Annotated in this window: 10 protein-coding genes; 4 read left to right on the top strand and 6 right to left on the bottom strand. The window is 65.2% G+C overall.

Annotated elements, in window-relative coordinates:
• Both EN935_RS09245 and EN935_RS09240 read left to right on the top strand, forming a co-directional pair.
• A partial coding sequence (locus tag EN935_RS09245) for a peroxidase family protein (RefSeq protein ID WP_348629879.1) occupies nucleotides 1-1,137 on the top strand: 1,137 nt, incomplete at its 5' end.
• A 181-nt stretch (nucleotides 1,138-1,318) separates the two neighbouring features.
• Nucleotides 1,319-1,876 (top strand): GNAT family N-acetyltransferase, encoded by a 558-nt coding sequence (locus tag EN935_RS09240; protein ID WP_109660006.1) that lies wholly within the window; start codon nucleotides 1,319-1,321, stop codon nucleotides 1,874-1,876.
• Between the two features lie 6 nt (nucleotides 1,877-1,882).
• On the opposite strand, the gene EN935_RS09235 is transcribed toward EN935_RS09240, so the two are convergent.
• Nucleotides 1,883-2,920, bottom strand: coding sequence for a P1 family peptidase (locus EN935_RS09235; protein ID WP_127264749.1), 1,038 nt, complete (start codon nucleotides 2,918-2,920; stop codon nucleotides 1,883-1,885).
• A 66-nt stretch (nucleotides 2,921-2,986) separates the two neighbouring features.
• Nucleotides 2,987-3,403 carry a helix-turn-helix domain-containing protein gene (locus tag EN935_RS09230; RefSeq protein WP_109660010.1) on the bottom strand — a complete coding sequence of 139 codons (417 nt, stop codon included), beginning with the start codon at nucleotides 3,401-3,403 and terminating at the stop codon, nucleotides 2,987-2,989.
• A gap of 106 nt (nucleotides 3,404-3,509) precedes the next feature.
• Here EN935_RS09230 and EN935_RS09225 point away from each other — a divergent pair, with 106 nt between their 5' ends.
• Nucleotides 3,510-5,747, top strand: coding sequence for a heavy metal translocating P-type ATPase (locus tag EN935_RS09225; RefSeq protein WP_109660012.1), 2,238 nt, complete (start codon nucleotides 3,510-3,512; stop codon nucleotides 5,745-5,747).
• Between the two features lie 36 nt (nucleotides 5,748-5,783).
• Here EN935_RS09225 and EN935_RS09220 read toward each other — a convergent pair whose 3' ends face one another.
• A complete protein-coding gene (locus EN935_RS09220) occupies nucleotides 5,784-6,614 on the bottom strand; it encodes an SDR family oxidoreductase (RefSeq protein WP_109660014.1) in 831 nt (276 codons plus the stop codon).
• Nucleotides 6,615-6,710: 96 nt separating this feature from the next.
• Between EN935_RS09220 and EN935_RS09215 the strand changes: the two genes are divergently transcribed.
• A complete protein-coding gene (locus tag EN935_RS09215) occupies nucleotides 6,711-7,607 on the top strand; it encodes a LysR family transcriptional regulator (RefSeq protein ID WP_109660016.1) in 897 nt (298 codons plus the stop codon).
• Nucleotides 7,608-7,612: 5 nt separating this feature from the next.
• On the opposite strand, the gene EN935_RS09210 is transcribed toward EN935_RS09215, so the two are convergent.
• From EN935_RS09210 to EN935_RS09200, 3 genes are all read right to left on the bottom strand, one after another.
• Nucleotides 7,613-8,797, bottom strand: coding sequence for an MFS transporter (locus tag EN935_RS09210; protein ID WP_127265671.1), 1,185 nt, complete (start codon nucleotides 8,795-8,797; stop codon nucleotides 7,613-7,615).
• A 97-nt stretch (nucleotides 8,798-8,894) separates the two neighbouring features.
• Nucleotides 8,895-9,104: a DUF2061 domain-containing protein gene (locus EN935_RS09205; RefSeq protein ID WP_109660020.1), complete on the bottom strand. Its 210-nt coding sequence runs from the start codon at nucleotides 9,102-9,104 to the stop codon at nucleotides 8,895-8,897.
• Nucleotides 9,105-9,191: 87 nt separating this feature from the next.
• On the bottom strand, nucleotides 9,192-10,856 hold the full coding sequence (locus EN935_RS09200) for a Na/Pi cotransporter family protein (RefSeq protein ID WP_127373281.1): 1,665 nt from the start codon (nucleotides 10,854-10,856) through the stop codon (nucleotides 9,192-9,194).
• Between the last annotated feature and the right edge of the window lie 43 nt (nucleotides 10,857-10,899).

Raw genomic sequence — 10,899 nt, 5'->3', positions numbered from 1 at the left:
GTGCCGGACGCGCACAATCCGACCAAGCGCCATGCGCCCTCGATGCTGACCAGCGATCTCGCCCTGCGTTTCGATCCTTCCTACGAGACGATCTCGCGGCGCTTCCATGAGAATCCGGATCAGTTCGCCGACGCGTTCGCCCGCGCCTGGTACAAGCTGACCCATCGCGACATGGGCCCGCTTGTGCGCTATCTCGGCCCGTTGGTTCCGAAGGAAGAGCTGCCCTGGCAGGACGTCATTCCGGCGGTCGATCACGTGCTGATCGACGAAGAGGACGCGGCAGCGCTCAAGGCCAAGATCCTGGCGTCCGGCCTGTCGGTGTCGCAGCTGGTCTCGGTGGCATGGGCGTCGGCCTCGACCTTCCGTGGCTCCGACAAGCGTGGTGGCGCCAATGGCGCGCGCATCTGCCTTGCGCCGCAGAAAGACTGGGCCGTCAATCAGCCGGCTGAGCTCGCCAAGGTGCTCGACAAGCTCGAAGCGATCCAGAAGGACTTCAATGCTTCGCAGACCGGCAGCAAGAAGGTCTCGCTTGCCGACCTGATCGTTCTCGGTGGCGGTGCTGCTGTCGAGAAGGCCGCGAAGGCCGCCGGCCACAGCGTGGACGTTCCCTTCTGGCCGGGCCGTATGGACGCCTCGCAGGAGCAGACGGATGTCCACTCCTTCGCGCCGCTGGAACCGACGGTTGACGGCTTCCGCAACTATGTCAGCGGCAAGCAGCGGCTGACCGTCGAGGAGGCGCTGGTCGACCGTGCGCAGCTGCTGACGCTGACCGCGCCGGAGATGACGGTTCTCGTCGGCGGCCTGCGCGTTCTCGGCGCCAATGCCGGGCAGTCCAAGCACGGCGTCTTCACCAAGCAGCCGGAAACGCTGAGCAACGACTTCTTCGTCAACCTGCTCGACATGGGCACGGAGTGGAAGGCGGCATCGGAGGCCAAGGACGTGTTCGAAGGCCGCGACCGCAAGACCGGCGAAGTCAAGTGGACCGGCACCCGCGCCGATCTGATCTTCGGTTCGCACTCACAGCTGCGGGCGCTGGCCGAAGTCTATGCAACGGCGGACGCCAAGGCGAAATTCGCCAGGGATTTCGTCGTGGCATGGACCAAGGTGATGAACGCCGACCGCTTCGACATCGCCTGAGCTTGCCAATGGCACTCCGGCGCGGCCGCGCCGGAGTGCCCGTCCTCCCAAGGACTTAAGATCGGGGCCGCGTTTCCAGCGATGGGAGCGCGGCCCTTGTCGTAAGAGGCAGCGCTTTGGTGGATCGTGCCTTCCCGGGCAAGGATGCTATTTTACCGGCGTAGCGTCTCCACGGTGTAACATGATCGAAATCGTCAAACCCGCGCTTGAACATTTGCCGTCCTACAAGGCGGCGCTCGAACGCGGCTGGTCGCCGGACAATGTGCGGTTGCTGGAAGCGACGCGCGAGCAGCTTGCGGCGATCGAGAAGGATCCGGTGGCTTTTCTCGCCGACCTCGATGATCCCCAGGCCAAGGGCGGCCCGATCGCCTTGCCTGACGGGACGAAAGTACCGCGCTTGCCGGGCTTCCGCCGCTGGATCTGGGACGGCGAAGCGTCGGGCTCGATCGGCTTTCGCTGGCAGAAGGGCACTGCGGAACTGCCGCCGCATGTGCTCGGTCATATCGGCTATGCAGTGGTGCCGTGGAAGCGGCGGCGCGGTTACGCCACCGAGGCGCTGCGGTTGATGCTGGATGATGCGAGGGCGATTGGCCTGCCCCATGTCGAGATCACCGCCAAGCCGGGCAATCCGGCCTCGCACAAGGTGATCCTGGCCAATGGCGGCAAGCTCGTCGAACGCTTCTTCGAGGACGCCGCCTATGGTGGGGTGGAGAGTTTGCGGTTTCGGATCGAGCTGTAGCTCGCTTTATCGCTTTTCGGCCTGATCGCGCAGCCAGTCGGCGAGCGACGTGCGACGCGTGCCGGCCCTGCCTGTGAAGGCCTGGGCGGACAGCATGGAGTTCAACACCGCTTCCTGCGTGGCCTCCGCCGCTGCCCGCAAAAGGATGTCGATGCGCGCTTCGTTGAGGGTGAGCAACGGCACCAGGTCGCGGGCTTCGTCGTGGTCGACCATGTTGCCGGTGCTGAAGGCGATGGCGATGTCGCCGCTGCCATGGCCCCAGAAGGAGCCGAGCCTTGCGATGCCTGCTCCGGTGCGGCGCGCCACGCGCTCGAGCTGGCGGTGTTCGAGCGGCACATCGGTTGCCAGAATAACCATGATCGAGCCGCGTTCGGCCCGGTCCGATTGCCCGGGATCGGGCCTGCGCCCATCGGGGAGCACGAGGTCTCCGGACTTGCCGAAATTAGACAGGACGAGAACGCCAAGATGACGTTCGCCGCCGGCCGCGATCTTTCTGGACGCCGAGCCGATGCCGCCCTTGAAGCCGAAGCAGCTCATTCCCGTCCCGGCGCCGACGTTGCCCTGTTCGACCGCGCCTTCATGCGCATCCGCCAGCGCCGCAAGGGCGTGTTCCTCTGATATCGCCAGTGCCTGGATGTCGTTCAGTGGCCCGTCATTGCACTCGCCCACCACCGGGTTGACGGTGCCGGTCGAGCGGCCGATGTCCGGGTTCAGGCGGATGGCGTCGCGGATCAGCGCCGTTGCGCAGGTGCCGACCGAGAGCGTGTTGGTCAGCAGGATCGGGGTTTCGATGGTGCCGAGTTCCTGCACCTGCGTCAGGCCGACCGTCTTGCCGAAGCCGTTGATGACATGGCTGGCCGCGATCACCTTGTTGCGAAATATATTGCCGCCATGCGGCAGGATGGCAGTCACGCCGGTGTTGATGTCGCCGTTGCGTAGCGTGCAGTGACCGACACGGACGCCAGGCACGTCGGTGATCGCATTGTCGGCGCCCGTCGGCAGGATGCCGCAGGTCAAGCCGAAATCGCCGACAGTCCTGGTCATGCCTGCTCCTGGCTCACAAACGACCCGCGTCCAGGTCGAGGTCCGCGCCGGGACCCTATTGGAGTGTCAACCATGCTCGTCAGCGCACAGCGCGTGGTCGGACAGGGCGCGGATGACGTAGCAGTCGCCGACCGTCTTGCCATTGCAGCAGGTGGCGATGCGTTCGAGCTCGGCCTCCAGCCGCTTCAGCTGGGCAATCTTCTCCCGCACCGAGATCAGTTGTTCCTCGGCGATCCGGTCGGCGTGTCCGCAGGGCTGCTCGGGGTGGGCGCTCAACTCGATCAGCGAGCGGATGTCCTCGACCGCGAAGCCGAGGTCGCGGGCGTGGCGGATGAAGGCCAGCCGCTCCAGCTCCTGCCTGGAATAGCGGCGCTGGTTGCCTTCCGAGCGCTCGGGTGCCGCAACAAGGCCCATCTGCTCGTAGTAGCGGATGGTCGGCACCTTGACCCCGGTGCGGCGCGAGAGATCACCGATGGAAAACATGAATTTGCCTCTTGAAGCTCTAGTGACTAGAGCAATTACAGTGCCTGACATCAGCATTCAAGACCCATGCGGCGACGCCAAGCGGACAAGACAGACAGGTGATGTGATGACGACGCCCCTCAGGCAGACACGGTTCAAGATCGGCGGCATGGACTGCGCCTCCTGTGCGGCCAAGATCGATACGGCGGTGCGTCGCCTCGACGGCGTCGACGATGTCTCGGTTTCGGTGACCGGCGCCAGCATGACGGTCAGCCATGGCGGTTCGCTCAACGATGGCAAGGTGCTGCAGCAGGTGGCGCGGCTCGGCTACGGCATCGTCAAGGCCGAAGCCAAGACCGATGGGCGGGCTTCAGTGGCCTCGGCGCATGACCACGCTGACCAGAAGGGCCACGATCACGCCGGCGACGATCATGAGCATGGCGGCGAACAGGTCGCCAACGAGGCTGCCGGGTCATCTCATCTCCACAGTGATGTCGAGCCGGGGCAGGCGTGGTGGCGCTCCCGCCGTGCAGCGCTGACTCTGGCTTGCGCGGCGGCGCTTGTTGCCGCCTATGGCATCGGCCATCTGTTCCCAGTAGCCGAGCGCTGGGTGTTCCTGGGCGCGCTGTTGGTCGGCCTGGTGCCGATCGCGCGGCGCGCGCTGATGGCGGCATTGGCCGGCACGCCGTTCTCGATCGAGATGCTGATGACCATCGCGGCGACAGGCGCTGTGATGATCGGCGCCACGGAAGAAGCCGCCGCCGTGGTGGTGCTGTTCCTGATCGGCGAACTTCTGGAAGGTGTCGCCGCCGGCCGCGCCCGGGCGAGCATCCAGGGACTTGCCGATCTCGTGCCGAAGACAGCGCTGGTCGAGCGGGCGGGCGGCACATCAGAGGTTCCAGCCGAAGACCTTGCGGTCGGCGACGTCATCGTGGCGCGGCCGGGCGACCGCATCCCTGCCGATGGCGAGATCGTCGAGGGGTCTGGTGACATCGACGAGGCGCCGGTGACCGGCGAGAGCACGCCGAAGCGCAAGGGTGTTGCGGACGCCGTCTTCGCCGGCACGATCAGCATCGACGGAGTGCTCAAGGTTCGCGTGACCGCAGCCGCGTCGGACAACACCATCGCCCGGATCGTGCGGCTTGTGGAGGAGGCGCAGGAGGCCAAGGCGCCGACCGAGCGCTTCATCGACCGCTTCTCGCGCACCTACACGCCGGCCGTGCTGGCGGTCGGCGCACTGGTGGCGCTGCTGCCGCCGCTGCTTGCCGGCGGCGATTGGAACGAATGGATCTACAAGGGCCTGGCGATCCTGCTGATCGGCTGCCCCTGCGCCCTGGTCATCTCGACGCCGGCGGCGATCGCCGCAGGGCTGGCGACCGGCGCGCGGCATGGTCTGTTGATGAAGGGTGGTGCCGTGCTGGAAGGCTTTCGCCGGATCACGGCGGTGGCCTTCGACAAGACCGGCACGCTGACCGCGGGCAAGCCTGTCGTCACCGACATCGTGGCCTATGGCCGCGAGGAACGCACCGTGCTGGCGTTGGCGGCAGCGCTGGAGCAGGGCTCCAGCCATCCGCTGGCTATGGCGATCCTGTCGAGGGCCAAGGCCGACAAGGCGCCGGTGCCGCCGGCCTTGGCGGCGAAGGCGATCTCGGGCAAGGGTGTCGAGGGCAGCGTCGGCGGCGTTGCCGTCTTCCTAGGCTCCGGCCAGGCGGCGGGCGAACGCGCCGACATGACCGAGGCGCAGCGCCTCGCCGTCGACAGCCTCAATGGCCAGGGCAAGACCGTCTCGGTGCTGGTGGCCGATGGCGTGGTGGCCGGGCTGATCGCCATGCGCGACGAGCCGCGGCAGGATGCGGCGGCCGGGATCGCGGCGCTCAAGGCTGAGGGCATCCGTGCGGTGATGCTGACCGGCGACAACCGCCGCACGGCCGAAGCCATCGCCGCTTCGCTTGGCATCGAGGCGCGGGCGGAGCTGTTGCCTCAGGACAAGCAGCGCATCGTTGGCGAATTGCAGCGCGAGGGGTTCAAGGTGGCCAAGGTCGGCGACGGCATCAACGACGCGCCGGCGCTGGCCGCCGCCGACATCGGCATCGCCATGGGCGGCGGCACCGATGTGGCGCTGGAGACCGCGGACGCGGCGATCTTGCATGGCCGCGTCATGGACGTCGTGCGCATGGTGAAACTGTCGCGGGCGGTGATGGCCAATATTGGCCAGAACATCAGCGTGGCGCTCGGGCTGAAGGCAGTGTTCCTGGTCACCACCATTTTGGGCATCACCGGCCTGTGGCCGGCGATCCTGGCCGATACCGGCGCCACCGTGCTGGTCACCGCCAACGCCATGCGCCTGTTGCGCTGGCGCGGGTGATCCGGCGTTCGGCGGCCGCCGCTCAACCGCTAGCCGTCAGGGGTCGATATCCATCGCGAGCGCTGCGTCCTTCTGGTTCTCCAGTTCCGTGAGCCTGCCTTGGAGCGCGCTGCGGATCGAGGCGTAGGCGGCAGCGCCGAAGGTCAATCGGCGCGGAGCGGGATTCTGCTCGACCGAAGCAATCATCGCTTCGACCATCTTGTGCGGGTCGCCCTTGACGTCGAACGAGCCCTCGGCAAAGGCCTTGCGCAGGTCGCCGACCGGCGTGTTCGCATAGATTTCCTCAGACTGGGAACTGATCAGGCTGGCGCCGAAGTTCGTCTGCGTCGGTCCGGGCTCGACGAGTGTCAAGCCGATGCCAAAGGACGCGACCTCCTGCCGAACGGATTCGACGAAGCCTTCGATGCCCCATTTGGTGGCGTGGTAGAGGCTGAAACCGGGATAGGCCATCTGGCCACCCTCCGAAGAGACTTGCAGGATGCGGCCGCCGTGCTGTTTCCTCAGATGCGGCAGTGCTGCCCGGATTACCTGGATGGAGCCGACAAGATTTGTGTCGATCAGGTCGCGGATCTGGTTGTCGTCAAGCTCTTCGGCGGCGCCGAACAGGCCGTAACCGGCGTTGCTGACGATGACATCGATGTGCCCTAGATCGTCAAAGGCTTTGCCGATCGTTGCCTTGATCGCATCGCTGTCGGTCATTTGAAGAGAAGCGATCCAGAGGTGATCGCTATGATGCGCTTTCAAATCGGCGAGCGCCTGCGGCCTCCGCACCGTTGCGGCAACTCGATCGCCACGGACCAGAAGCCTTTCCGTCAGAAGCCGTCCGAAACCGGACGAGGTGCCGGTGATGAACCATGTCTTGGCCATGGGAGAAGTCCTTTCGTTGTTGACTTCGGCCAAGACTACTCCACTCAACTCATGATACTATCCGTTCAATTTTGGATAGCTTGATGAAGATTCACCATGAATTCGAAGCCCGGACTTCCCGAATTGTCGGCGCTGGCCGCAATCGTCTTGCATCGCAGCTTCCGTAAGGCGGCCGACGATCTTGGCCTGTCCCCCTCGACGCTCAGCCACATGATGCGGACGCTGGAGCGGGGCATGGGCGTGCGCCTGCTCAATCGCACCACACGCAGCGTTGCGCCGACCGAGGCTGGCGAACGGCTGGTCGCACGCCTGCGGCCGCTCTTGTCGGATATCGATGCGGCACTAGCCGAGGTTGATGACTTCCGCGGTCTTGCGTCAGGGACGCTGAGGATCAACACCAGCGAGATCGGTGCCCGGCTGTTGCTCGGATCCGTGGTGCCGTCGTTTCTTCAGCGCTACCCCCAGGTCTCGCTCGATCTCGTCACCGAGGGAAAGCTGGTCGATATCGTCGCCGAAGGCTTTGATGCCGGCATCCGCCTGGGCGAGGCCGTACCGCGGGATATGGTCGCGGTGCGCTTCGGTGGGCCGACACGCTTCATCGCCGTTGCATCGCCGGCCTATCTCGCCGGCCGCCCGGCTCCGCACACGCCAGATGATCTCGGGGATCAAGCCTGCATCCGGTTCCGCTTGCCGAGCGGTAAGCCCTATCGGTGGGAGTTCGAGAAACATGGCCAGGAGATTGCCATCGATGTTCAGGGCGCACTGACACTCGACAGTATGGAGTTGATGGCCGAAGCAGCGGCTTGCGGCATGGGCGTTGCCTACATATCGGACAAGACTGCCAAGCCTTACCTCGATCAGGGATCGCTCGTCACCGTGCTGGACGATTGGTGTCCGCCCATTCCCGGCCTGTTCCTCTATTATCCAGGCCACCGGCTGGTGCCGCCGGCGCTGCGCGCCTTCATCGACGTGTTGAAAGAGACGAAGGGCTGAGGTCGCTACTCGGCTGGGGCCGTCAGCGGCGGCGTGGCGTTGCTGCGCCCTTCCCAGACATAGGAAGCGAGCGCCACTGCGACGGCGACAAGCATCGCGATGGCGCCGAGCAGCGGCAGGCTGCGGTAGCCATAGCCGGCATTGAGCATGGCCGCGCCCAGTGACGCGGCAAGCGCGATGCCGACATTGAAGCCGGACGGAATGAGCGACGAAGCGAGATTCGAGGCGTCTGCCGTCCAGGCCAGGATGCGGGTCTGGATCGGCGTGCCGATGGCGAAGTTGAGACCGCCCCAGATGACGATCGCGACAACCATCGGCAGGGGATAGGGGCTGACGGCATAGATGACGGCCAGCGTCACCGCCTGCAAGCCCAGCATGGTGATCAATGACGGCATCAGCTTCCAGTCGGAGAGCTTGCCGCCCAGGAAGACACCGAGCGTGGCGCCGACGCCGTTGAGCAGTAGCACCCACGGCACCAGGTTCTCGTCGAGCCCGGTGACCTCCAGCAGTGTCGGGGTGATGTAGGTGAACAGGCCGAACTGGCCGATCATCAGCATCAGCATCAGGATCAGCGAGGTCCAGATCTGCTGGCGTGCCAGCACGCGAACCTCGCGGGCGAAACCGGCGGGCCTGGCCGACGATCCCGTCGTGCGCGGCAACAGCGCTGCCATGGCAAGCGTTGCCGCCACGCCCAGCGCGCACATCACCCAGAAGGTCGCGCGCCAGCCCCAGATGTTGCCGATCGCAGTGCCAGCCGGCACGCCGATGACGTTGGAGACGGTGAGGCCGGACAGGATGACGGCAACCGCCATGCCGCGCTGGTCCTCGCGCACAAGACCGACGGCGACGACCATGGCGACGCCGAAATAGGCGCCGTGCGCGACCGCCACAGCAATGCGCAAAAAAAGCATCGAGGTGAAATCGGGCGCTAGCGCGCAGGCCGCCTGGCCGATGGTGAAGGCGATGGCGAGGCCGAGCAGCAAGGTTTTGCGCGACAGCGACTTGGTGGCGAACGCCAGCAGCGGCCCGCCGATGGCGATGCCGCAGGCATAGCCGGAGACGAGATAACCGGCGGAGGGAACCGAAACGCCAAGACCTTGCGCCACTTGCGGCAGCACGCCGGCTATGACGAATTCGGTGGTGCCAAAGGCAAAGGCGGCGATGAACAGGGCGATGAGCGGAAGCGACATGGGAAGGCCTTAGCTGGAATGGCCTCAAACCACGGATGGGCTTTGCGGGCAATCCAGAAATTTTTGGCGCCGCTTTAGCTTTTCTTGACCGATGGCATTAGGCCGGGGTCTTGCGGCCATAGGGAATCTTCAGCCACGCCCGCTCGTGGAGATAATAGAGCAGCGATTTGGTGACGACCTCGGTCAGGCCGATGGTCGCGGCGAGCTTGATGCTTCCCGTCACGACCAACGAAATGATGATCGTGTCGATGGTGCCGGTCGCCCGCCAGGAGAGCGCCTTGGCGAAACTGCGCGAATGGGTGTCCATCGATTTCCTCCGAAAGGCTGGGCTAATGGACCCTTATCCCGACTGGAGGAAGCAGAGCAAAGGTATTTTTGCCGTCGAAACGATGGATCAGCTCGCCTTCAGCCGCGACCCCGTCAGCAGCCCGCGCTCTTCGAGCACCGGATAAGCCATCGAGGCCAGCAGCGAATTGATCTGCTTCAGGTCGCGGATGGTGTCGAGGTGGATCGAGCTGGTCTCGACGCTCTTGGCCGTGCCGTCGCGCAGCCGCACGAAATGGCTGGCGCTGGTTTCCTTCTCGCGGTCGCGCAGCTGGTCCTTTTCCAGCACCAGCTGGCGGGCAGTCTCGGGATCGCGCGACACCAGCACGTTGAAGGCGAGCCGGGCATTGGCAAGCACCGAGCTGTGGAAGGCGAACAATTCACTCCAGCCCTCGTCGGTGAATTCCAGTCCGCGCTCGAACTTCTTCTTCACATGCACCAGCATGTTGCGCACGATGATGTCGCCGACCTGCTCCAGCTTGACACAGGCGCCGATCAGCTCCTGGCAACGCAGCGCCTCGTCCTCGGTCAGCGGGTTCCTGGTAAGCTTGGCCAGATAGAGCTTGATCGCGGCATGCTTCCTGTCGACGCGGTCGTCGAGTGCAGCCAGCGCCTTGATCTTGTCGGCGTCAGCGCTCTCGTAGAGCTCGATGATGCGCTTGAGCATGATCTCGACGGTCTCGCAGACCCGCACCACCTCGCGGGTGGCGTTGGCCAGCGCCTGGCTAGGCACGTCGAGCGCACTCTCGTTGAGCGCCGACAGCTCGACGACGTCGAGTGTGCTGGCCGGCGCCGGCTTGGTGCCAAGCGCCACGATCTTCTCCGAGGCGCGGTAGACGAAGCCTGCAAGCGGCAGGCCGGCGAGCAGGATCAGCACATTGAACAGGATGTGGGCGTTGACGATCTGGTCCGCCGCCGTCGAGCCGAGAAAAGCGAAGTGGGGCCTGAAGATCATGACCAGGATCAGCATGATCAGCGAGCCTAGCCCGCGCATCAGGAGGTTGCCGATCGGCACGACGCGCACTTCGGGGCTCGACGAGCGGGTCAGCATCGGCGCGATGATCGAGGAGCCGAGATTGACACCGAGGATGAGAACGACGCCGAGCTCGGGTGTGATCAGACCGCGGCCGGCCAGCGTCGCCATCAAGAGCACCGCCGCGATGCTCGACTGGAACAGCCAGGTGATCAGCGCCGCCAGCAGGTAGGCGGTGATGGAATCGGTCGAGAAGTAGTTGATGATGACCGGCATGAGCTGGCTGTTGCGCAGCGGCTCCGATGCCTGGCCGATCATCTCCAGCGACAGGATCAGAAGGCCGATGCCGACCAGGATGCGGCCGGATTGGCGCCAGTCGCGCCGCTCGGTGGCCATGAACATCACCGTGCCGGTAATCAGGCAGAGCGGCACCAGCAAGGTCAGATCGAAGGTCAGCAGCTTGACTACCAGAGCCGAGCCGATCTCGGCGCCGCGCACGGCAAGCTGACCGGCGGCGCCCGAGACGATGCCGGAGCCGGCGAAGGAGCCGACCAGCAGCGTGACGGCGGTGGAGCTCTGCAGGGCGATGGCGAGGCCGGTGCCGGCCAGCAACGCCATGATCGGATTGCGCATGGTGGCGCGCAGGCGATGGCGCAGAACGTCGCCATAGGCGCGTTCGACGCCGGTTTTCACCATGCGGGTGGCAAACAGCATCAGCGCCACGGCGCCGGCCAGATGCAGGAGGACGACGGACCCGCTCATGGCGCCGCCTGCATGCAAACAGGATGCGCGCCCTGTTTGGCGT

Origin of the sequence: Mesorhizobium sp. M7D.F.Ca.US.004.03.1.1, from assembly GCF_003998635.1 — a bacterium.
GTDB lineage: Bacteria > Pseudomonadota > Alphaproteobacteria > Rhizobiales > Rhizobiaceae > Mesorhizobium > Mesorhizobium loti.
This window is presented reverse-complemented; position numbering and strand designations above follow the sequence as displayed.

What these genes read in the sequence shown, in the direction of transcription:
- EN935_RS09205 (WP_109660020.1), bottom strand. Translation starts at nt 9,104, where the DNA reads ATGGACACCCATTCGCGCAGTTTCGCCAAGGCGCTCTCCTGGCGGGCG.
- EN935_RS09215 (WP_109660016.1), top strand. Translation starts at nt 6,711, where the DNA reads ATGAATTCGAAGCCCGGACTTCCCGAATTGTCGGCGCTGGCCGCAATC.
- EN935_RS09210 (WP_127265671.1), bottom strand. Translation starts at nt 8,797, where the DNA reads ATGTCGCTTCCGCTCATCGCCCTGTTCATCGCCGCCTTTGCCTTTGGC.
- EN935_RS09240 (WP_109660006.1), top strand. Translation starts at nt 1,319, where the DNA reads ATGATCGAAATCGTCAAACCCGCGCTTGAACATTTGCCGTCCTACAAG.
- EN935_RS09230 (WP_109660010.1), bottom strand. Translation starts at nt 3,403, where the DNA reads ATGTTTTCCATCGGTGATCTCTCGCGCCGCACCGGGGTCAAGGTGCCG.
- EN935_RS09225 (WP_109660012.1), top strand. Translation starts at nt 3,510, where the DNA reads ATGACGACGCCCCTCAGGCAGACACGGTTCAAGATCGGCGGCATGGAC.
- EN935_RS09235 (WP_127264749.1), bottom strand. Translation starts at nt 2,920, where the DNA reads ATGACCAGGACTGTCGGCGATTTCGGCTTGACCTGCGGCATCCTGCCG.
- EN935_RS09200 (WP_127373281.1), bottom strand. Translation starts at nt 10,856, where the DNA reads ATGAGCGGGTCCGTCGTCCTCCTGCATCTGGCCGGCGCCGTGGCGCTG.
- EN935_RS09220 (WP_109660014.1), bottom strand. Translation starts at nt 6,614, where the DNA reads ATGGCCAAGACATGGTTCATCACCGGCACCTCGTCCGGTTTCGGACGG.